Annotated in this window: 22 protein-coding genes, 1 pseudogene and 1 riboswitch; of the genes and pseudogenes, 22 read left to right on the top strand and 1 reads right to left on the bottom strand. The window is 53.2% G+C overall.

Annotated elements, in window-relative coordinates:
* Positions 1 to 12: 12 nt before the first annotated feature.
* Positions 13 to 1,194, bottom strand: a complete 1,182-nt coding sequence (setB, locus tag QVF11_RS01120) for a sugar efflux transporter SetB (protein ID WP_287854912.1) — start codon at positions 1,192 to 1,194, stop codon at positions 13 to 15.
* Between the two features lie 331 nt (positions 1,195 to 1,525).
* Here setB and fruB point away from each other — a divergent pair, with 331 nt between their 5' ends.
* From fruB to QVF11_RS01010, 22 genes and pseudogenes are all read left to right on the top strand, one after another.
* Positions 1,526 to 2,656 carry a fused PTS fructose transporter subunit IIA/HPr protein gene (gene fruB / locus QVF11_RS01115; RefSeq protein WP_287854910.1) on the top strand — a complete coding sequence of 377 codons (1,131 nt, stop codon included), beginning with the start codon at positions 1,526 to 1,528 and terminating at the stop codon, positions 2,654 to 2,656.
* Positions 2,657 to 3,595, top strand: a complete 939-nt coding sequence (gene fruK / locus QVF11_RS01110; protein WP_110272362.1) for a 1-phosphofructokinase — start codon at positions 2,657 to 2,659, stop codon at positions 3,593 to 3,595.
* Positions 3,596 to 3,611: 16 nt separating this feature from the next.
* A complete protein-coding gene (gene fruA / locus QVF11_RS01105) occupies positions 3,612 to 5,300 on the top strand; it encodes a PTS fructose transporter subunit IIBC (protein WP_112213065.1) in 1,689 nt (562 codons plus the stop codon).
* 128 nt (positions 5,301 to 5,428) lie between these two features.
* Entirely contained in the window at positions 5,429 to 5,935 is a 507-nt protein-coding gene (locus QVF11_RS01100; protein WP_376767875.1) for a GNAT family N-acetyltransferase, read from the top strand.
* A 245-nt stretch (positions 5,936 to 6,180) separates the two neighbouring features.
* Positions 6,181 to 6,404, top strand: a riboswitch (cobalamin riboswitch).
* Between the two features lie 223 nt (positions 6,405 to 6,627).
* Entirely contained in the window at positions 6,628 to 7,680 is a 1,053-nt protein-coding gene (locus tag QVF11_RS01095; RefSeq protein ID WP_287854905.1) for an ABC transporter substrate-binding protein, read from the top strand.
* 68 nt (positions 7,681 to 7,748) lie between these two features.
* Complete coding sequence (locus tag QVF11_RS01090) at positions 7,749 to 8,816, top strand: FecCD family ABC transporter permease (protein ID WP_287854903.1); 1,068 nt, start codon at positions 7,749 to 7,751, stop codon at positions 8,814 to 8,816.
* Positions 8,813 to 9,628 carry an ABC transporter ATP-binding protein gene (locus QVF11_RS01085; RefSeq protein ID WP_287854902.1) on the top strand — a complete coding sequence of 272 codons (816 nt, stop codon included), beginning with the start codon at positions 8,813 to 8,815 and terminating at the stop codon, positions 9,626 to 9,628. Before QVF11_RS01090 ends, QVF11_RS01085 begins: the two co-directional genes overlap by 4 nt.
* A gap of 10 nt (positions 9,629 to 9,638) precedes the next feature.
* Positions 9,639 to 10,079, top strand: coding sequence for a pseudoazurin (locus tag QVF11_RS01080; RefSeq protein ID WP_112213069.1), 441 nt, complete (start codon positions 9,639 to 9,641; stop codon positions 10,077 to 10,079).
* 27 nt (positions 10,080 to 10,106) lie between these two features.
* Positions 10,107 to 10,658, top strand: a complete 552-nt coding sequence (petA, locus tag QVF11_RS01075; protein WP_287854900.1) for a ubiquinol-cytochrome c reductase iron-sulfur subunit — start codon at positions 10,107 to 10,109, stop codon at positions 10,656 to 10,658.
* Between the two features lies 1 nt (position 10,659).
* Complete coding sequence (locus QVF11_RS01070; protein WP_287854898.1) at positions 10,660 to 11,820, top strand: cytochrome b; 1,161 nt, start codon at positions 10,660 to 10,662, stop codon at positions 11,818 to 11,820.
* Positions 11,821 to 11,822: 2 nt separating this feature from the next.
* Positions 11,823 to 12,626: a cytochrome c1 gene (locus tag QVF11_RS01065; RefSeq protein ID WP_353738506.1), complete on the top strand. Its 804-nt coding sequence runs from the start codon at positions 11,823 to 11,825 to the stop codon at positions 12,624 to 12,626.
* Positions 12,627 to 12,645: 19 nt separating this feature from the next.
* Positions 12,646 to 13,263 carry a cytochrome c biogenesis heme-transporting ATPase CcmA gene (ccmA, locus tag QVF11_RS01060; RefSeq protein ID WP_287854895.1) on the top strand — a complete coding sequence of 206 codons (618 nt, stop codon included), beginning with the start codon at positions 12,646 to 12,648 and terminating at the stop codon, positions 13,261 to 13,263.
* The gene (gene ccmB / locus QVF11_RS01055; protein WP_142512982.1) at positions 13,260 to 13,928 is read left to right on the top strand and encodes a heme exporter protein CcmB; all 669 of its coding nucleotides are present in this window, start codon (positions 13,260 to 13,262) and stop codon (positions 13,926 to 13,928) included. Before ccmA ends, ccmB begins: the two co-directional genes overlap by 4 nt.
* Before the next feature lie 70 nt (positions 13,929 to 13,998).
* Positions 13,999 to 14,736, top strand: a complete 738-nt coding sequence (locus QVF11_RS01050; RefSeq protein WP_287854893.1) for a heme ABC transporter permease — start codon at positions 13,999 to 14,001, stop codon at positions 14,734 to 14,736.
* Positions 14,733 to 14,936, top strand: a complete 204-nt coding sequence (ccmD, locus tag QVF11_RS01045; protein ID WP_287854891.1) for a heme exporter protein CcmD — start codon at positions 14,733 to 14,735, stop codon at positions 14,934 to 14,936. Before QVF11_RS01050 ends, ccmD begins: the two co-directional genes overlap by 4 nt.
* Positions 14,933 to 15,400, top strand: a complete 468-nt coding sequence (gene ccmE / locus QVF11_RS01040) for a cytochrome c maturation protein CcmE (protein ID WP_287854889.1) — start codon at positions 14,933 to 14,935, stop codon at positions 15,398 to 15,400. The genes ccmD and ccmE overlap by 4 nt, the downstream gene beginning before the upstream one ends.
* Positions 15,397 to 17,322 (top strand): heme lyase CcmF/NrfE family subunit, encoded by a 1,926-nt coding sequence (locus tag QVF11_RS01035; RefSeq protein WP_287854887.1) that lies wholly within the window; start codon positions 15,397 to 15,399, stop codon positions 17,320 to 17,322. The genes ccmE and QVF11_RS01035 overlap by 4 nt, the downstream gene beginning before the upstream one ends.
* The gene (gene dsbE, locus QVF11_RS01030; protein ID WP_287854886.1) at positions 17,319 to 17,876 is read left to right on the top strand and encodes a thiol:disulfide interchange protein DsbE; all 558 of its coding nucleotides are present in this window, start codon (positions 17,319 to 17,321) and stop codon (positions 17,874 to 17,876) included. Before QVF11_RS01035 ends, dsbE begins: the two co-directional genes overlap by 4 nt.
* A pseudogene (locus QVF11_RS01025) lies at positions 17,873 to 18,712 on the top strand (cytochrome c-type biogenesis protein CcmH); the annotation flags it as partial. The gene dsbE and the pseudogene QVF11_RS01025, both read left to right, overlap by 4 nt.
* 339 nt (positions 18,713 to 19,051) lie before the next feature.
* Positions 19,052 to 19,987: a pseudouridine kinase gene (locus tag QVF11_RS01020; RefSeq protein WP_287854884.1), complete on the top strand. Its 936-nt coding sequence runs from the start codon at positions 19,052 to 19,054 to the stop codon at positions 19,985 to 19,987.
* The gene (locus tag QVF11_RS01015) at positions 19,980 to 20,915 is read left to right on the top strand and encodes a pseudouridine-5'-phosphate glycosidase (RefSeq protein ID WP_110272378.1); all 936 of its coding nucleotides are present in this window, start codon (positions 19,980 to 19,982) and stop codon (positions 20,913 to 20,915) included. The genes QVF11_RS01020 and QVF11_RS01015 overlap by 8 nt, the downstream gene beginning before the upstream one ends.
* A gap of 96 nt (positions 20,916 to 21,011) precedes the next feature.
* A complete protein-coding gene (locus QVF11_RS01010; RefSeq protein WP_110272379.1) occupies positions 21,012 to 22,262 on the top strand; it encodes a NupC/NupG family nucleoside CNT transporter in 1,251 nt (416 codons plus the stop codon).
* Positions 22,263 to 22,287 lie beyond the last annotated feature (25 nt).

Here is a 22,287-nt window from a genome sequence, read left to right as displayed (position 1 = left end):
CACACCGCTGCTTTACACGTCTTTAATACGCCACAGGCAGGCCTGGGTAGCTATGCCCATGACTAGCGCAATCCAGAATACAGCGTGATAGCTCCAGACTTCTGCAACAACACCCGCCAGCGAACCGGCAATAATCCAGCCGACGCGAATGGTATTGGTATAGAGGGTCGTGGCCGCCCCGGCCTGGCCTGGCATCAGGTCCTGAAAATAGAGCATACCGATACCGGCCAGAATGCCGATAAAAATAGCATTCAGCACCTGCAGGGCCAGCAGCAGCACAGGAGTGTGTACGGTTAGCATGCCGACATAAAACAGCACTCCGGCAACCGCAGAGATCTGCATCAGGAAACGCTTGCCGAAACGTTTGGCGTAGTAGCCTGCAATCAGCATGGTCGGGATTTCCAGCCCGGCGGCGGTCCCCATCATTAATCCAGCCAGTTTCTCGGGTAAATGCAGCTCATTAATAATGAACAGCGGCATATTAATGATGTACAGGCTATTGATTCCCCACATTAGCGTACAGATGATAAACAGCAGCAGCGCATCACGACGGTTGGTTCGCGGTGCTTGAAGATGGCCTGTAGCAGCTTTCGGCTCTTTACGCATGCTGGGAAGGAAAAACCAGACCATCGCGCCGCAGACCACGAAGGCAATCGCCGCGCTGAGATACATCACCGTAAAGCCAAATCCCATCGCTAACGCATAAGCCAACGGTGGCCCGATAACCCACGCCAGCGAAACCTGTGCGCGCAGAATTGAGCTAAACATGACCGCCTCGCGGCCCGTTTTGTCCGCATGTTCGCGGGCGAGAGCGAACATTTGCGGGTTCGCTGTGGAACCAAAGCTGCTTAGAAACACGCCGACAAACAGCAAAATAAAGTAGTTACGGTTCCAGGCGAATAGCGCGCAGGCCAGCACGCCCATCAGACAGCAAAAGACGATCAGCTGTTTGCGGTCGCCTTTGCGATCCGAACGTCCGGCAAGAAACTGGCTCACCAGAATGCCGATCACCGCGCTACCAGTAAAAAAGAAACCGACCATCGCCGGTCGCACATGTACTTCGTTAGTTAAAAACAGGCTCAGGGTAGGCGTTTGCAGCGCCCCGGCAATGCCCGTCAGGAAGGCGACGATCAGGAAGGCGGAGGAGGTTAAATCAAACCCGCGTCGTGGGAAGGCGGCGCTACTGTTTTGCATGTCGATGTTCTGTGGTTTCAGGAATCGCGGAGTTTACGCCGCCAGTCAGAAAATGAACAGTGGCATGGCACGAATAAATCAAAAAGACGTTTCAAATTTTCAACTTCAGCAAAAAGCTGAACCAGAAAGGTATTCGTCACCTGCACTTCAGCAAAAGTGTGCAGTATCTCTAACTTCTGTTATCAGGTTGCTAAGTTTTCTTGCGCGATGACTAATAAAGGTACAGACTCCTTGAAACGTTTCAGCGTCATCGGGAGATTCTCCAGCAGGTAGATGACGCATTTTTTCTCAAAGTAGCTGAAACGATTCAATTCAGCAGGAGAGGAGAACCATGTTCCAGTTATCTGTGCAGGATATTCATCCCGGTCAGCAGGCCGGTAATAAAGAAGAGGCAATTCGTCAGGTTGCTTCCGCGCTGGTCAGTGCGGGCAACGTGGCGGATGGCTATATTAACGGGATGCTGGCTCGCGAGCAGCAAACCTCCACTTTCCTGGGTAACGGCATTGCCATTCCGCACGGCACTACCGACACCCGCGACCAGGTGCTGAAAACCGGCGTTCAGGTTTATCAGTTCCCGCAGGGCGTGACCTGGGGCGAAGGGCAGACCGCTTACGTTGCCATCGGTATCGCCGCCAGCTCGGATGAACATCTGGGGCTGCTGCGTCAACTGACCCATGTACTGAGCGATGATTCCGTTGCTGAGCAGCTTAAATCTGCGACCACTGCTGAAGAACTGCGTGCTCTGCTGATGGGGGAAAAACAGAGTGAAGTACTGAAGCTGGACAATGACACGCTGAGCCTGGACGTTGTCGCCAGCGATCTGCTGACTCTGCAGGCGCTGAACGCCGCGCGATTGAAAGAAGCTGGTGCTGTTGATGCTTCCTTTGTCAGCAAAACGATTAATGAACAACCGCTGAACCTCGGTCAGGGCATCTGGCTGAACGACAGCACTGAAGGTAACCTGCGCAGCGCCGTTGCGATCAGCCGTGCAGCAACCACTTTTATCCGCGATGAGCAGCCGGTTTCCCTGCTGATTACCGTAGCGATGGCTGATGACCAGCCGACAGCGGTACTTAATCGCCTGACCAATTTACTGCTCGACAAAAAAGCTGACCGTTTGCTGAAAGCTGATGGCGCTACGCTGCTGGCGTTGCTGACCAGCGATGATGCCATCGCTGAGGACGTGCTGAGCGCTGAATATGTGATCCGCAATGAGCACGGGCTGCACGCGCGTCCAGGCACTATGCTGGTTAATACCATTAAACAATTCTCCAGCGACATTACCGTCACCAACCTTGATGGTTCGGGTAAACCGGCCAATGGCCGCAGCCTGATGAAAGTCGTGGCGCTGGGTGTGAAGAAAGGTCACCGTCTGCGCTTTACCGCGCAAGGTGAGGATGCGCAACAGGCGCTGGATGCGATTGGCGAAGCTATCGCCGCAGGCCTTGGGGAGGGCGCATAAATGAGCAGACGTGTCGCAACGATTACTTTAAACCCGGCCTATGACCTGGTGGGGTTTACCCCGGAAATTGAACGCGGTGAGGTTAACCTCGTGCGTACCACTGGCTTACATGCTGCCGGGAAAGGGATCAACGTTGCAAAAGTGCTGAAAGATCTCGGCATCGACGTCACCGTGGGTGGTTTCCTCGGTAAAGACAACCAGGATGGATTTCAGCAGCTGTTCAGTGAACTGGGCATTGCGAACCGTTTTCAGGTTGTTCAGGGCCGTACTCGTATCAACGTCAAACTGACGGAAAAAGACAGTGAAGTGACCGATTTCAACTTCTCTGGCTTTGAAGTGACCCCAGGCGACTGGGAACGTTTTGTTAATGATTCCCTGAGCTGGTTGGGTCAGTTCGATATGGTTTGCGTGAGCGGTAGTTTGCCGTCCGGCGTGAGCCCGGAAGCGTTTACCGACTGGATGACCCGTCTGCGCAGTCAGTGCCCGTGCATCATTTTTGACAGCAGCCGCGAAGCACTGGTTGCTGGCCTGAAAGCGGCTCCATGGTTGGTGAAACCTAACCGTCGCGAGCTGGAAATCTGGGCGGGTCGTAAGCTGCCTGAAATGAAAGATGTGATTGAAGCCGCCCACGCGCTGCGTGAACAGGGGATTGCCCACGTGGTTATCTCCCTTGGCGAAGAAGGCGCTCTGTGGGTTAACGCATCCGGAGAGTGGATTGCTAAGCCGCCTTCAGTAGAAGTGATTAGCACCGTTGGTGCGGGGGACTCTATGGTTGGCGGTCTGATTTACGGTCTGCTAATGCGCGAGTCCAGCGAGCATACGCTGCGTCTGGCGACGGCGGTTGCCGCGCTGGCGGTGAGTCAAAGCAATGTCGGTATTACCGATCGTACCCAGTTGGCCGCAATGATGGCGCGCGTCGACTTACAACCCTTTAATTAACAGCAGGAGAGGCATAATGAAAACGCTGCTGATTATTGATGCCGGGCTTGGACAGGCTCGCGCCTATATGGCGAAGACCCTGTTGAGCACTGCGGCGCAAAAAGCGCAACTCGAACTGATTGATAACCCGAACGACGCTGAACTGGCGATCGTGCTGGGCGCAGCGCTGCCAGCTGACAGCGCGCTGAACGGCAAGAAGGTTTATCTCGGCGACATTAACCGCGCCGTGGCTCACCCGGAGCTGTTCCTTAGTGAAGCCAAAAGCCACGCGACGCCTTACACCGCTCCGGCGGCGGTTGCTTTACCGGCTGCGACCAACGGCCCGAAACGCATTGTGGCGGTAACCGCTTGTCCGACTGGCGTAGCGCATACGTTTATGGCGGCGGAAGCGATTGAAACCGAAGCCAAAAAACGTGGCTGGTGGGTGAAAGTTGAAACTCGTGGCTCCGTGGGCGCGGGCAACGCGATCACCCCGGAAGAGGTGGAACAAGCGGATCTGGTGGTCGTTGCTGCTGATATCGAAGTCGATCTGGCGAAATTTGCTGGTAAGCCGATGTATCGCACCACCACCGGCCTGGCGCTGAAGAAAACCGCTCAGGAGCTGGATAAAGCTGTCGTTGAGGCGAAACCGTACCAGCCTTCGGGTAAATCCCAGGCGGCAACGGAGGGGAAAAAAGAGTCTGCGGGGGCATACCGTCACCTGCTGACCGGTGTTTCATACATGCTGCCAATGGTTGTCGCGGGGGGCCTGTGTATTGCACTCTCCTTTGCCTTTGGTATTAAAGCTTTTGAAGTCCCGGATACTCTGGCTGCGGCGCTGATGCAAATCGGCGGTGGCTCAGCCTTTGCGCTGATGGTTCCGGTGCTGGCGGGCTTCATTGCCTTCTCTATTGCTGACCGTCCGGGCCTAACCCCTGGTCTTATCGGCGGTATGCTGGCAGTAAGCACCGGGTCTGGGTTTATCGGCGGTATTATCGCTGGTTTCCTTGCAGGTTATGTGGCTAAAGCGATTAGTACGAAGCTGAAATTGCCACAGAGTATGGAAGCGCTGAAACCGATTCTGATCATTCCGCTGGTTTCCAGCCTGATCGTCGGTCTGGCGATGATTTACCTGATTGGTAAACCTGTTGCCGGGATCCTCGAAGGTCTGACCCACTGGCTGCAAACCATGGGTACGGCGAATGCGGTTCTGCTCGGCGCGATCCTCGGCGGTATGATGTGTACCGATATGGGCGGTCCGGTAAACAAAGCAGCCTATGCGTTTGGTGTTGGCCTGCTGAGTACCCAAACCTATGCGCCGATGGCGGCGATTATGGCGGCGGGTATGGTTCCACCGCTGGCGCTGGGTCTGGCAACGCTGGTTGCGCGTAAAAAGTTCGACAAAGCGCAGCAAGAAGGTGGCAAAGCCGCGCTGGTCCTCGGTCTGTGCTTTATCACTGAAGGGGCGATTCCGTTCGCTGCTCGTGACCCGATGCGCGTCCTGCCTTGCTGTATCGTTGGCGGTGCGGTGACCGGTGCGATGTCCATGTGGGTTGGCGCCAAATTGATGGCACCGCACGGCGGTCTGTTTGTTCTGCTGATTCCTGGTGCGATTACGCCGGTTCTCGGTTACCTGATGGCGATTGTTGTCGGTACGCTGGTCGCTGGTCTCTCCTACGCGGTGCTGAAACGTCCTGAAGTTCAGGTGGAAGAAAACGCCGCCTGATAGACCTTGTAATACCTTCATTAAGGGCAGAGTCTTCTCTGCCCTTTTTATTGTTTTTGACGCTAGTGGTTTTCCCTGCCTGAATTGTTATTATTCTTTTTCCTTGTCTAGTTTGAGCCAGCCATACTATGTTTCCATTTACGCTTCGTGAAATGACTCACGCTGATATTCCCGCAGTTCAGTCGTTCCTTGTTCAGCACCTCAATCTGTTCTTCAACGCTGGTAGATCAATACCTTCTGCCGATGAGGACATTTTTAATCTCGAACAGCAGTATATTTCGCAGGAAAGAAATTTGCTGCTTTGCGCATGGGATGAAAAACAGGAGTTAATCGCTACACTGGCAGTATGTCAATATGATGACAGGCTCGCTGAGTTGCGCGGGCGTTATAATTTGTCTGAAACCGCAGAAATTTGCCGCTGTTATGTGGATAAGCGCTATCGCAGACAGGGCATCGGTAGTCAGTTGATCGCTTTTGCTGAGGAATTCTGTCGGCGGCAGCAATATAAAACCTTATATCTTCACACGCATCATTTTTTGCCTGGAGGCTATCATTTCTGGTTGCGTAATCATTTTAGCGTTGTGATGGATATGCAAGATAAATGGCAGTTGGTTCATATGGAGAGATCACATTAATAAATGAACCCAACGCTAATAGGCCGCATTATTGATAGTGATCAATATGTTTAATTTGAGATAGCCAAACCGCGTATATAGTTTGATCAGTGTCAATTAATTCTCATTTAGCTTTTTATTATTATTTCCAGGCATAACTTTCTGGCAAGTGATTGGGTTGTAACTGATTGTATTTTATTGTTGTTTTTATATTTGTATGATGTTTTAATCATTTCGTCATACAGTTGACCTTGTTAACAATTGCCGCTAGAGTCGCTGTCGACAGCATTTCATTACATTTTTGTATTTGAATAGGAATATGGTGCGAATTGTTAAATTCAATGCCATAACTGCCCCCGCAACTGTAGGCGGATGCTGAATATCCTTGTGCGGTTAATTAACCGCAGGTCACTGTAAAGCTTGTCTTTATGGGAAGGCTGATATTCTGATTACCGTGAGTCAGGAGACCTGCTGTCAACAATGTTGTATACCATTGAGTGGACGGGATGGTCCATGGGATGAATTATTTGACGCAGGCAGTAGTGTATTTATGAATAAGATTTTGGCTAAGTAAGGCTTATTTGCATTTTTTGCATATCTTTATTCTTAAATTTCACGATTCAATGTCATCTATCTTCATGTCTCCTCCCGATATATGGAACGAAATAAGCCATGACCAGACCTTCAGATCTGGCATCAACGGGACGATGATAATGCACGCTAATTTTACTTCTTTCACTTCTAAAAAAACGCTTCTGATTATTGCAGGCGCAACTCTACTACTCAACTCCAGTGTCGCCAGTGCGGCAAAAACTGAATATCCCTTAACGATTAAAAACTGCGGCCGCGACATCACCTTCAATCAGGCCCCTAAACGTGTGGCGACGGTGGGTCAGAACAGCACTGAAATTCTCTATTCACTCGGGCTTGCCGATCGCGTTGTGGGTACTTCGCTGTGGTTTGGCCCGGTACCTGATGCGTATAAAGCGGCAAACGAGAAAGTGGACGTCATTGCGCAAAATATTCCCAGCTTCGAAGGGATTATTGCTAAAAAACCGGAGCTGGTTGCCAGCCAGTTTGAGTGGCAAATCGGCCCTGCGGGTACGGTTGCCTCTTACGAGCAGTTTAGTGAACTGAAGGTTCCGGTCTACACCGCGCCAGCAGACTGTGCGAAAGATAACGAAGATGGCGGTGATGGCGTCCGTAAAGGCATGTTTGATATTGCCATGGTGTATCAGGAAGTCGCTGATCTGGCAAAAATCTTCGACGTTCAGGATAAAGGCGATGCGCTGATTGCCAGTCTTAAAGCGCGTGAAGTGGCAGCGATAAATAAAATTTCCGGCATGGATAAAAATGTCTCAGCAGTATTCTGGTTCTCCAGCGCCGACCTGCAGCTTGATCCTTACGTGGCAGGGAAGTTTGGTCCAGCCGCATGGATTGCTCAGAAGCTGGGCGTGAAAAACGTTATTGATTCAGCCGAAGAGTGGCCAACGGTAGGTTGGGAGACTATTGCCAAAGCCAATCCTTCGGTCATTGTACTCGGTGAGATGAGCCGTCGCCGCTTCCCGGCCGATGACTGGCAGGTCAAGATGGATTACCTCAAGTCCGACCCAGTCGCCAAACTACTTCCTGCGGTGAAGGAAAATCATCTGCCTGTCATTGACGTACAAACAATGAACGCCGGCATCAGAACTATTGATGGGCTAGAAAAACTGGCTGATGCCCTGGTTGAATATGGCTTAGCGCATCCGCAGGCCTCTCATTAATCTACGTTTTGCGCTATGTTCTGGCCCGGCATAGCGCATCTCCGTTACTCAGGAACGCAGATATAATCATGAGTGATTCTCGCAGGATGCGTCGTGCTGTTGGTCAGCTTGCGGTAAGAGTCGGTGGACATGCCCTTTGGGTCAGTGTGCTAATGTGCTGCGTACTGCTGGCGGGGATCTCCATTGGCGAAACGCTTATCCCCTGGCAGCATGTACTCAGTACGCTGGCAAATCGTCTGCTTGATACTGACTATCCAGTCGATGCGCTGGATGCCGGGATCATCTGGAACTATCGCCTGACGCGAGCCCTGGTTTCTGCCTGCTGCGGCGCGTGCCTCGCGGTGTCCGGGGTAGTGCTACAGTCGATACTGCGTAATGCGCTTGCTGAGCCCTATCTGCTGGGCATTTCCGCCGGGGCTTCTACCGGTGCAGTACTGGTTGCGCTCACCGGTCTGGGGGCCGGGATCATCAGTATGTCATTTGGCGCTTTCATTGGTGCGCTGGCGGCATTTCTGTTCGTCGCTTTGCTGGCGATGGCTGCAGGCGGCAGGCAAGGTGGTGGCATTACAACCCAAATCATTCTTGCCGGGATCGCCAGTTCGCAGCTATTCAACGCCATTACTTCTCTGATCATTACCCGCTCAGCAAACGCCGAGCAGGCGCGCGGTATTATGTTCTGGCTGTTGGGTAACCTGAGCGGCGTGCGCTGGTCCGATGTTGTCTTAGCCATTCCTACTGCCCTGGTCGGTGTCGCACTGTGCTTCTGTTATGCCCGCCATCTAGATGCTTTTTCCTTTGGCGCTGAGTCTGCGGCATCGCTGGGAATTCCTGTCAAACGCACCCGTGCGGTACTTATCGCCGCTGTCACCGGTATGACGGCGATTATGGTCTCCATCGTCGGAGCCATTGGCTTTGTTGGTCTGGTTATCCCCCACGCTGCCCGTATGTTGGTTGGTAACCAACACCATCGCCTGTTGCCAGTTAGCGCACTGATTGGGGCAATTTTTCTCATCATTGCCGATGTTATCTCCCGCACATTACTACCCGGACAGGTATTACCTATAGGTGTGATCACGGCTCTGGTCGGTGCGCCCGCGTTTTCAATCATCCTGATCAGAGGAAATAAGGCCAAATGACCGTCAATTCTGTACTGTCTCCTTTAGCCTCGGCTGAAGTCGTTATCGAGGCGTGTAACCTGCGCTGGAAGGTAAAAGGCAAAGCGATCGTTGATGATGTCTCGCTCAGGGTGGCTCCCGGCGAGTTTGTCGGGATTATTGGCCCTAACGGATCGGGTAAAACATCACTCATTTCGTTGTTAGCAGGTTTGTTGAAACCCACGTCTGGACGCATCACGCTACAGCAAAAAGCACTCCACCATTACTCACGTCGCCACCTTGCACAGCAGGTGGCGCTGGTCGAACAACAGGCTGAGACAGGTGAACGTATTACCGCTTTGCAGGCCGTTTCGCTGGGACGGACCCCCTGGCTTAGCCTGCTGTCACCTTGGTCTGCGAATGATGATGACATCGTGCAGACCATGCTGGAGAAAGTTGATCTTCATGCATTACAGCATCGCTGTTGGCATACCTTCTCCGGTGGAGAAAAGCAGCGCCTGCATATCGCCCGAGCGCTGGCACAGCAGCCGCAGTTGTTGCTAATGGATGAACCTACCAACCACCTCGACATTCAACATCAGATTGGCCTGCTTAGCCTGGTTAAACGTGAAAAGCTCACGGTGATTGCCGCCCTGCACGACCTCAATCATGCCGCGATGTTTTGCGATCGCATCATCGTGATGAAGTCTGGACGCATGGTGATGCAGGGCGCACCGGGCACCATTTTTACCCGGGAACACCTCAGCACCTGGTTTGGTATTGACGCCATTGTTGAACGCGAACCTGGCGGTACAAGCTGCTTTATTCGTTATCAGAGACCTGATGAATTCTAAGGAAGAATCGATGAAATACCTCAAACAGAGTCTGAAAGTTTTATGTTTACTGGCCTTCACTTCTTCAGTCTTCGCACAAACTCATGAAGTGTTAATGAAAAATCGCGGGACGGCAGGGCCAATGATCTATGAGCCGGATTATCTGGAGATCCAACCTGGTGATACGGTGAAGTTTATCCGTAAGCATAAAAGCCATAACGCGGCCTCCATCCCGGAACTGTCTCCGGCGGATTATCCGGGGTTTATGGGCAAAATCGATGAAGAGATCGAAGTGAAATATGACAATGCCGGATTTTACGGCGTCAAATGCACGCCACACTACGCGCAGGGCATGGTGATGTTGATTAAGGTTGGTGATGTCACTCTGCCGGATAGCTATCGCGCGTTTAAAGCACCGGGAATTGCCGATAAACGCTTCCAGGATATTTACTCACGTATCGACAAGCAGTAGCTCGCGACACTCAGGGAGAATTGCGCTGTGGCGGATAACAAACATACCAGTGATGAAATTCAGGAACAGCGCCGCGACTGCTTGTGCAGGCTGACAAAATTCGTTGGCGCTGCAGGCGTTGCCGCTGCCGTCTGGCCGCTGGTATCCGCTCTGGGACCGGATGAAAAGATGGCCGGAGAAAATGAACCGATCGATGTCTCCCTTGCTGGTGTGGCTGTCGGTCAAACCGTTAGGCGTGTCTGGCAAGGCAAGCTCATTCTTATTCACCATCGGACTGCAGATGAGATAGCTGCCGCCCGGGATGTCGAAAGCCATAAACTCATTGACCCACAGGCAGACAACGAAAGGGTTAATGCCGATTATCCCCAATGGCTGGTTGTTCAGGGATATTGCCCTCATGCCGGGTGCGTGCCAAACGCCAGAACTGGCGGGCAGGGCTGGGTTTGTCCGTGCCACGGGTCTGAATTCGATGCCTCCGGACGCGTTACCCGCGGACCGGCGACCGCGAATCTGGCCGTTCCCGACTTTACTTTTCATCCCGATGGTCTGACCGTGCGCATCGGCGCTAAGGAAGTCTGAGATGACGACTGCGCGCGCTTATTCGCTCCGTTGGCGTATCCCTTTTCCCCGATCGGTTGCCGGACTCTGGGTATTTGCTATCGGCGCTATTCTGTTGGTCATGCTCGGCGTGCAAATCATTACCGGTATCGTACTGGCGATGTTTTACGTGCCGACGGCTGAGCTGGCATTTGATTCCATCATGCATATTATGCGCGCGGTAAGCCACGGAGAACTGCTGCGTAATCTGCACGCCACTGGCGCATCGCTTTTTTTCTTCGCCTGCTATCTACATATTTTTCGCGGCATGTACTACAACGTATATCGCAAGCCGTGGGTTGCAATGTGGATGATTAGCGTAACGCTATACGTCTTGCTGATGATTACCGCACTTCTTGGCTATAGCCTCATCTGGGGGCAAAAAAGCTACTGGGCGGCAACCGTCATTACCCGTTTTGCACAGGCCATCCCGCTGGTGGGCGATACGTTGTATGCGTTTCTGGTCGGCGGCTATACGCCTGGTACCCCGATGCTTGGCCGTTTTTTTGTTCTGCACTTTATGCTTCCCTTCGCAATTGTTGTCGTGACGATTTTCCACGTTCGTAGTGTCCAGTCTGCTTTTGCGCAGGCGATGAAGAAGACCTTTAGTGAGAAAGAGTCCAGAAAGCTTTTGTTTGATTATAAAATCACCGATCTTGATGCCATCAAAATCACCCTGTTTTTGATGCTCTTCGCCTGGTTTTTATTCTTCGCGCCGCACTACATGAGCAGCGCAGATAACTTTATCCCAGCTGATCCAACGGTTACGCCAGCGATTGTGGCTCCTGAATGGTACTTTCTTCCTTTTTTCTCGATGCTTCGATGTTTTCCGAATGAATTCGCCGGGTTAGTCGCGATGTGCGGCTCGGTATTGATTTTCTATTTCTTGCCCTGGCTGGATTCCTCTCGGGCCCGTTTTCGCCATTACAGCAAGCTGGTTAAGTGCGGATTTTGGCTGTGGGTTATCAATGCCTGCTTTTTAGGTTGGCTGGGAACAAAAGCGCTGGTGGGACCTGACCTTATTGACGGTTTCCGCAATCAAGAGGGCTGGATCCGCGCGGCGTCGCAGCTTTCAACGCTGATCTGGTTTGCCTGGTTTTTAATCGTGCTGCCCTGCCGCCGTTTTCTGGAAAAACAGGACTGATGATGACGCGATTATTGAAATTCAGCGTTCTGTGTCTGTCACTTTTAGGGCTGGGTTTTGCTTGGGCGAAAGAACCCACGCCTGTGCGGCAGGACTGGAGCTTTAGCGGCATCACGGGCCAGTATGATAAAGATCAGCTTCGGCGCGGCATGCAGGTTTATGAAGAGAAGTGTCGCGCCTGTCACGGTATGAAGTACCTCACTTTTCGCACCCTGACCAGACCCGGCGGCCCGGAACTCACGCTCGAAGAAGCAAAAAGTATCGCCAGCGGCTATCAGTTTCCTGATATACAGGATGACGGCCAGGTTGGCGAGCGGGACGGTACGCTAAATGACAGTTTTACATCGCCATATCTTAACGTTCAGGAAGCGCGATACCTTAACAATGGTACGGAACCCGCTGACCTGAGCTATATCGTCCGCGCCCGATCATACGATCGCGGATTCCCACAATTCCTGTTTGATGCCTTTTTACCCTACACGGATCAGGGGGCGGATTATGTCTTCGCACTATTAACCGGTTACCGGCCCGACGATCCTGAAATGAAGGCTAATCGCTACTTTCCTGGTGGCGTAATTAATATGCCAAAGCCGCTTACGGATGGCGAAATTCATTGGCAAACGGCGTCGCAGATAGCCGAAACAGAAGAGCAGTATGCTCGGGATGTCACCGCTTTTCTGGCATGGGCTGCGGATCCGGATCTCAGGGCGCGAAAACAGCAGGGAATTTACGTCATGGGCTACCTCACCGTGATGCTGGGATTGCTATGGGTTTTACGACGAATGAAGAGACGTTCGCCGAAATAAGCGAGAGAGAGTGGGTAATATGCTTGAAGCCAGAAAGCTCCGCTGCGAGCGAGATGAACGAATCTTGTTTAGCGATTTATCGTTCCAGGTGAAAGCGGGGGAGTGGATACAAATTACCGGGGGCAACGGCGTGGGGAAAACGACTCTGCTACGGTTGCTCAGCGGACTGGCTCGCCCTGACGTCGGGGGAGTGTACTGGCAGGCGCAGCCGCTGCATCGTGTGCGCGACAGCTATCAACAAAACCTGCTGTGGATTGGCCATCAGCCAGGGATTAAAAGCCGGCTTTCGGCGCTAGAGAACCTGCGTTTTTTCCATCATGACGGTAACGCAACTCAATGTATGAATGCGCTGGCTCAGGCGGGTCTTGGTGGATACGAAGATATTCCCGTTAATCAACTCTCCGCCGGGCAGCAGCGCCGGGTTGCCCTGGCACGACTCTGGCTGACGCGCGCTATGCTCTGGATCCTCGACGAACCTTTTACCGCCATTGATGTGAACGGCGTGGAACGCCTGACGCAACGGATGGCGCAGTACACCGAGCAGGGCGGCATTGTCATTCTCACCACCCATCAGCCCATAAACATGGCGACCGATAAGATTCGCCTCATTGCGCTGAGCGGCGAGGAGGCCGGGTGATGATGTGGCGGATTTTTCGTCTTGAGCTGCGGGTGGCGTTTCTCCATCGTGCGGAAATCGCCAATCCGCTGTGGTTTTTCCTGATTGTTATTACGTTGTTCCCACTGAGTGTTGGCTCTGAGCCGCAGCTTTTGGCACGCATCGCCCCCGGAATTATCTGGGTCGCCGCGCTGCTTTCCTCGCTGCTGGCGCTGGAGCGCCTGTTTCGCGACGATTTACAGGACGGGAGCCTCGAACAACTGATGCTGCTGCCGCTGCCGTTATCAGCGGTGGTGCTGGCGAAGGTAATGGCCCACTGGGTGGTGACCGGCCTGCCGCTGCTTATCCTCTCACCACTGGTGGCGCTGCTGTTAGGAATGGACGTTTACGGCTGGCAAATCATGGCACTGACTCTGCTGCTGGGAACGCCGACGCTGAGCTTTCTCGGCGCGCCGGGCGTTGGGTTGACCGTCGGGCTAAAGCGCGGTGGTGTGCTGCTGAGCGTGCTGGTGCTGCCGCTGACCATTCCGATACTGATTTTTGCGACCGCCGCGATGGAGGCGGCTGCTATGCATCTGCCTGTTAAGGATTACATGGCGATTCTGGGCGCGTTGCTGGCGGGCAGCGCAACGTTGAGCCCCTTTGCGACGGCGGCTGCGCTACGTATCAGCTTGCAGGCCGGATAAGGCGTTTGCACCGCCATCCGGCAAAGGTTTTATCAACACACTCATTATTATCTGCTCTGGTGACTCAATTATGTGGAAAACACTCTATCAGCTTGCGAATCCCTCGCAGCTTTATCTGCTCTGCGGCAGGCTGGTCCCGTGGCTGGGCATTGCCAGTGCGCTGTTGCTGACAGTGGGATGGAGCTGGGGATTCGGCTTTGCGCCTGCGGATTACCAGCAGGGAGATAGCTACCGCATTATCTATCTGCACGTACCGGCTGCGATGTGGTCGATGGGGATTTATGCCCTGATGGCAATTGCGGCGTTTATAGGCCTGGTCTGGCAGATGAAAATGGCCAACCTGGCACTGGTGGCGATGGCACCGGTTGGCGCGGTGTTTACCTTTATTGCGCTGGCGACCGGTTCTGCGTGGGGGAAACCGATGTGGGGTACCTGGTGGGTGTGGGACGCCAGGCTGACTTCTGAACTGGTGCTGCTGTTTCTTTACGTCGGCGTGATTGCCCTGTGGCACGGCTTTGACGATCGACGTCTGGCCGGGCGTGCGGTGGGCATTCTGGTACTGATAGGTGTGGTTAACCTGCCGATTATTCACTACTCGGTGGAGTGGTGGAACACTCTGCATCAGGGATCAACCAACATGCAGCAAAGCATTGACCCGGCGATGCGTACGCCGCTGCGCCTGGCGATTATCGGCTACCTGCTGCTGTTTATTTCGCTGGCGCTTATGCGCATGTGCAACCTGATTTTGTTAATGGAAGAACGTCGCCCGTGGGTGAGTGAGCTGATTTTAAAAAGAGGCCGCCGATGAGCAATGCATTTGCAACCTGGGGTGATTTCTTCGCCATGGGCGGTTATGCCTTTTACATCTGGCTGGCGGTAGCGATGACGGTTATCCCGCTGGCGGTGCTGGTTCTACACACGGCGAGACAACATCGTTCGATTTTACGCAGCGTGGCGCAACAGCAAGCCCGCGAAGCCCGCATGCGCGCGGCGCGGAAGGCGGTATGAATATTCGGCTTAGCAACCGTCTGTGGGTGGCCCTCGCGGTACTGGCGGGGTTAACGCTGACCATTACGCTGGTGCTCTACGCGCTGCGCTCTAGCATCGACCTGTTTTATACGCCGGGTGAAATCCTTTATGGCCAGCGTGAAACACAGCAACGACCGGTGGTGGGCCAGCGCCTGCGCGTTGGTGGAATGGTGATGCCCGGCAGCGTCAGACGCGACCCAAATTCACTGAAGGTTAATTTCAGCATCTACGACGCTGAAGGCTCGGTGGACGTCAGTTATGAAGGCATTCTGCCGGATCTGTTCCGCGAAGGGCAGGGCGTGGTGGTGCAGGGGGAACTGGGCGAGGAAAATCATCTGCTGGCGAAAGAAGTACTCGCTAAGCATGATGAAAACTACACCCCGCCGGAAGTGAAAAAAGCGATGCAGGAGCACCATCGTCGCCCGGAGAGCAAGTCATCATGATGCCTGAAATCGGTAACGGACTGCTGTGCATGGCACTCGGCATCGCGCTATTACTCTCCATCTATCCGCTATGGGGCGTTGTGCGTGGCGATAGGCGAATGATGGCATCTTCCCGGTTCTTCGCCTGGCTGTTGTTTTTCCTCGTAATGGGCGCTTTTATGGTGCTGATCAACGCCTTCGTGGTGAACGACTTTACGCTGAGTTACGTTACCCGCAATTCTCACACCCAGTTACCGGTGTGGTATCGCGTGGCGGCGACCTGGGGCGCGCATGAAGGGTCGTTACTGCTGTGGATGCTGTTGATGAGCGGCTGGACGTTCGCTGTGGCGCTGTTGAGTCAGCGCATGCCGCTCGATATCGTCGCCCGCGTGCTGGCGATAATGGGGATGATAAGCGTTGGCTTCCTGCTGTTTATCCTGTTTACCTCCAACCCGTTTACCCGCACGTTGCCGGAGTTCCCTATTGAAGGACGCGACCTGAATCCGCTGTTGCAAGATCCGGGGCTGATTTTCCATCCGCCGCTGCTGTATATGGGCTATGTTGGCTTCTCGGTGGTTTTTGCCTTTGCGATTGCCGCCCTGCTGAGCGGGCGGCTGGACAGTACCTTTGTGCGTTTTTCCCGTCCCTGGACGCTGGCGGCATGGGCCTTTCTGACGCTGGGCATTGTGTTGGGCTCGGTTTGGGCCTATTACGAGTTGGGCTGGGGCGGCTGGTGGTTCTGGGATCCGGTGGAAAACGCCTCGTTGATGCCGTGGCTGGTCGGTACCGCGCTGGTGCATTCGTTGGCTGTAACGGAGCAGCGTGCCAGTTTTAAAGCCTGGACGCTGCTGCTCGCTATTTGCGCGTTTTCGCTATGCCTGCTGGGAACCTTCCTCGTGCGTTCCGGCGTACTGGTTTCGGTCCATGCTTTTACTTCCGACCCGTCGCGCGGGATGTTTATTCTCGCGTTTATGGTGTTGGTTATCGGCGGTTCGCTGCTGCTGTTCGCCATCCGTGGGCACAGGGTGCGTTCGCGGGTGAATAACGCCCTCTGGTCACGGGAGTCGCTGCTGCTTGGTAACAACGTGCTGCTGATCGCTGCCATGCTGGTAGTGCTGTTGGGGACGCTGCTGCCGCTGGGGCATAAACAGCTGGGGATGGGCAGCATCTCCATCGGCATGCCGTTCTTTAACACGATGTTCAGCTGGCTGATGGCACCGTTTGCGCTACTGCTGGGCATCGGCCCGTTGGTGCGCTGGGGACGCGATCGTCCACGTAAGCTGCAGCGTCTTCTGATTATCGCCCTGGGGAGCACCCTGGCGCTGTCTCTGCTCCTGCCGTGGCTATTTGAAAGCAAGATTGTCGCCATGACGGTGGTCGGACTGGCGATGGCCTGCTGGGTCCTTGTACTGGCGATGTCGGAAGTCGCTTTGCGTATTTCACGCGGCGCAAAGATGACCCTCAGCTACTGGGGGATGGTCGCCGGTCACGTCGGTGTGGCAGTGACGGTTGTCGGTATTGCTTTCAGCCAGAATTACAGCGTGGAGCGCGATGTGCGAATGAAGGCGGGCGATAGTATCGAAATTCATAATTATCGCTTCATCTTCCGTGAAGTCAAAGAGGTGACCGGGCCGAACTATCGAGGCGGCGTGGCTATGATTGGCGTCACGCGAAATGGCAAAGCGGAAGCGATACTGCATGCAGAAAAACGTTTTTATAACAGTACCCGCTCAGTGATGACCGAAGCGGCGGTTGACGGTGGATTCACTCGTGATCTGTATGCTGCCCTTGGCGAAGAGCTGGACAACGGCGTGTGGGCCGTGCGGCTGTATTACAAACCGTTTATTCGCTGGATTTGGGCGGGTGGTTTATTAATGGCGCTGGGCGGGCTGCTGTGTCTGTGCGATCCGCGCTATCGACAGCCTGTGCCGGAGGCTGCATGAAGCGCAGTTTACTGTTGATCCCGTTGATGATCTTTGTGGTCATCGCCGCGCTGATGCTGTGGCAACTGGCGCGCAATGCTGAATGGGATGACCCGATCATCCTGGAGTCGGCGCTGATCGGTAAACCGGTGCCGACCTTTCGTCTTGAGTCGCTGGAGAATCCCGGGCAGCACTATCAGGCAGATGCGCTAACCCAAGGCAAACCGCTGCTGCTCAACGTCTGGGCGACCTGGTGCCCGACCTGTCGCGCCGAGCATCAGTATCTGAATCAGCTCGCGGTGCAGGGGATCCGCGTGGTGGGGATGAACTACAAAGACGAGCGGCAGAAAGCTATGACCTGGCTGAAAGTATTGGGAAATCCTTACGCGTTGAGCCTATTTGATGGCGATGGGAGAATGGGAATGGATCTGGGGGTTTCCGGCGCACCGGAAACCTTCCTGATCGATGGAAAAGGGATTATTCGTTATCGCCATGCGGGCGATCTCAACGAGCGGGTGTGGGAGTGTGAATTCAGGTCACTTTGGGAGCAATACAGCAGGGAGGCTGCACAATGAGGGTGTTACTGGGCGTGCTGATGCTGATCGTTTCCGGGTCGGTGCTGGCCGCCATCGACGTCATGCCGTTTAAGGATGAAGCTCAGGAGCAGCGGTTTCGCCAGCTTACTGAGCAGTTGCGCTGCCCGAAATGCCAGAACAACAGTATCGCTGATTCCAACTCGATGATTGCCACTGACCTGCGGCAGAAGGTTTATGAGCTGATGCAGGAGGGGAAAAGTAAGCAGGAGATCATCGATTATATGGTGGCGCGCTACGGCAACTTCGTCACCTACGATCCGCCATTAACCCCGCTGACTATTCTGCTGTGGGTGCTACCGATTTCCGCTGTCGCTACTGGTTGCTGGATTATTTTTGCCCGTTCGCGCCGCCGCGTGCGGCTGAAGCAGGAAGCATTTCCTGACGACATTCACACGGAGGGTAAACAGGGTGGATTTGCCATTTATATTCCGGGGATCGCTGTTGCGCTGGTCGTCGCGGCCCTCAGCTATTACCAGACCGGTAGCTACAAGCAAGTAAAAATCTGGCAGCAGGCGACGGCGCAGCTGCCAACTCTATTGAAACGAGTCCTGTATCCGAAAGAAAAACCGCTCAATCAAGAGGAGATGGTGCGCCTGGCTCTGGGTTTACGTACGCGTTTGCATAGCGATCCTGGTAGTGTAGAAGGCTGGGTTATGCTTGGTCGACTCGGGATGGCATCAGGAAATGTCGATATGGCGACTCAGGCATATGCCAAAGCCTGGCGGTTGGATCCAAATAATAGCGATGCGGCGCAGGGCTATAAGCAAGCGATTACTGGCTCATCAGGAACGAATGATAACCTTTGGAGCGCAGAATAATTAAGCTCAGGTCCTTTCTCATCAGAAAATCCCCTCATAGCGCGAACGGTTAGCGTTCCTGTATACAGCCGGGACCTTGCGTCAATCTCGTCATATGTGCTCTCCTTCGCATTTTTAAACTGTTTAAAAACCATACTGGCCGAAATCTGTGATTGGGTTCATGTTCATATGAAAATCCTATTTACATCCCCTTTACTTTGAAAGTTCATTGCTTATTATAAACACATGTTCATAATCAAACATGTGTTTTTTTGGAGTTAATCTGAATAGAGTAAGACCTATTTCTTTGTATTAAATAATTCTATTTTTACAGCATCCTGTGCTGGAGGTATTTATATGCCTGAAAATGATTATGTTGTGATTATTGGTTCGGCAAATATGGATGTTGCTGGTTATTCTAATATGTCGCTGAACTATGCTGATTCAAATCCTGGAAAAATAAAGTATACGCCCGGTGGGGTAGGTAGGAACATAGCGCAAAATATTGCCTTATTGAATAAATCTTCATGGTTATTATCCGTCGTTGGCGATGATTTTTATGGCCATTCTTTACTGGCTCAGACTGCACAATCAGGGGTACATGTCGATAAATGTCAGGTCATCAAAGGCGAGGGTACATCCAGCTATTTATCGTTGCTTGATAATACCGGTGAAATGCTGGTGGCGATAAATGATATGAGCATTACTGAGCATATTACGGCGGAATTTCTAAGCCAACATCAGGCCTTTATCAGTGAAGCCACGGTGATTGTTGTTGATTGTAATATCAGTGAGGAAGCGCTGGCCTGGTTGATGGAAAATACGGGTTCAACGCCCATTTTTGTTGACCCGGTTTCCGCCTGGAAATGCGTGAAAGTTCGCCAGCATCTGGGGCGAATCCATACCCTGAAACCGAATCGCATCGAGGCGGAAACCCTCAGCGGAATCTCGCTGTCCGGCACCGATGATGTGGCTCGCGTTGCCGACTGGTTTCACCAGCATGGCCTGAAGCGCCTGGTGCTGAGCATGGGTGGAGATGGCGTTTACTACAGCGAAAAGGATGGCGAACACGGTTGGTCGGCACCGCTGAAAACCCAGGTTGTGAATGTGACTGGCGCGGGTGATGCCATGATGGCCGGTCTTGCTTCCTGTTGGCTGGACGGTTGTTCATTTTCTCAAGCGGTGCAGTTCGCTCAAGGGTGCTCTTCCCTCGCGCTCTCATCGGAATTTACCAATAATCCTGAATTATCTTACGCAAACGTAAAAAAGTTAGTGGAGAAAGATTATGTCTGAATTAAATATTTCCTCTGAATTATTACAGGTCTCTGCGGAAGTACAGCAAGCATTGAAAAATAATCAGCCAATCGTGGCGCTTGAATCAACCATTATTTCTCACGGTATGCCATTCCCTGAAAATGCGCAAACGGCGCTGGAAGTGGAAGAAACTATTCGTCGGCAGGGGGCCGTTCCGGCAACAATTGCGATTATTCATGGGGTGATGAAGGTCGGTTTAAGTCGTGAGGAAATAGAACTTCTTGGCCGTGAAGGGCATAATGTCACTAAAGTTAGTCGTCGGGATTTACCGTTTGTGGTTGCTGCGGGATTAAATGGCGCGACCACCGTAGCGTCCACCATGATCATCGCGGCGATGGCCGGAATTAAAGTCTTTGCCACCGGTGGTATTGGCGGTGTGCATCGTGGGGCGGAGCAAACATTCGATATTTCCGCCGATCTTCAGGAGCTGGCAAATACGAATGTCACCGTAGTTTGTGCCGGTGCGAAATCTATTCTCGACCTGGGCCTGACGACCGAATATTTAGAAACTTTCGGTGTTCCGCTTATTGGTTATCAAACCTCGGCACTACCGGCATTCTTCTGCCGTACCAGCCCGTTTGAGGTCAGTATTCGGCTTAACAGCGCCAAAGAAATTGCCAAAGCGATGGCGGTGAAATGGCAGTCGAGCCTGAAGGGCGGCATGGTGGTGGCGAATCCTATCCCTGAGCAGTTCGCAATGCCGGAAGCGAAAATCAATGCCGCCATTGATCAGGCGGTGAGAGAAGCTGAAGAGCAGGGCGTGGTGGGTAAAGAGAGTACGCCGTTCCTGTTGGCCCGCGTCGCGGAATTGACCGGTGGAGACAGCCTGAAATCCAATATCCAACTGGTCTTTAACAACGCCATCCTGGCCTGCGAGATTGCCAAAGAGTATCAGCAGATCGCGTAACGACAACTGCGGGTTGTTTGCGGTTGCCCGCCCCGATATCAAATGCACCGAAAACCTGGCCTGAGGCCGGGTTTTCCACCAGGTAAGGATATCATTATGGACATCATGAGAAGTCTTTTGGGGATGGTAGTGTTACTGGCCATTGCCTTTGTGCTGTCAGTGAATAAAAAACGCATCAGTATCAGAACCGTAGGCGCAGCGCTGTTGCTGCAAATTGTGATTGGCGGGGTAATGCTCTATTTTCCGCCGGGCAAATGGCTGGTCGAACAGGCGGCGCTTGGGGTGCATAAAGTTATGTCCTATAGCGATGCCGGGAGCGCGTTTATTTTTGGCTCGCTGGTTGGCCCGAAGATGGATGTGCTGTTTGACGGTGCAGGGTTTGTGTTTGCCTTTCGCGTTCTGCCGGCCATTATTTTCGTTACCGCGCTGATAAGCCTCCTTTATTACCTTGGCATAATGGGGCTGCTGATCCGTATTCTCGGCGGAATCTTCCAGAAAGCGCTGAATATCAGCAAAATTGAATCGTTTGTTGCTGTGACCACCATTTTTCTGGGGCAGAACGAGATCCCGGCGATCGTCAAACCGTTTATCGACAAGCTTAACCGCAACGAACTGTTTACCGCGATTTGTAGCGGGATGGCCTCAATCGCCGGGTCGATGATGATTGGTTATGCCGGTATGGGCGTACCAATCGACTACCTGTTGGCTGCGTCGTTGATGGCTATTCCTGGCGGGATCCTGTTTGCTCGTATGCTCAGCCCGGCAACCGAAGCATCGCAGGTGACTTTTGAGAATCTCTCTTTCACCGAAACGCCGCCGAAAAGCATTATTGAAGCGGCGGCATCCGGGGCGATGACCGGCCTGAAAATTGCCGCTGGGGTGGCAACGGTGGTGATGGCGTTTGTGGCGATTATCGCCTTGTTGAACGGCATTATCGGTGGGATTGGCGGTTGGTTTGGTTTTGGCCACGCCACGCTGGAGGGGATCTTCGGTTATATCCTTGCGCCTCTGGCGTGGATCATGGGCGTTGACTGGAGCGATGCGACCCTGGCTGGCAGTCTGATTGGGCAGAAACTGGCGATCAATGAATTCGTCGCCTATCTCAACTTCTCGCCCTACCTGCAAACCGGCGGCACGTTGGATGTGAAAACCATCGCGATTATTTCGTTTGCGCTGTGCGGGTTTGCTAACTTTGGCTCAATTGGTGTGGTGGTCGGAGCGTTCTCCGCCATTTCCCCGCAGCGCGCGCCAGAAATTGCTCAGCTCGGAATGCGCGCTCTGGCGGCGGCAACGCTCTCTAACCTGATGAGCGCGACCATCGCCGGGTTCTTTATTGGACTCGCATAGCGTTAACCGTGCATCGCTTCTGCGG

The organism is Klebsiella sp., assembly GCF_027492335.1.
Lineage (GTDB): Bacteria > Pseudomonadota > Gammaproteobacteria > Enterobacterales > Enterobacteriaceae > Klebsiella > Klebsiella huaxiensis.
This window is presented reverse-complemented; position numbering and strand designations above follow the sequence as displayed.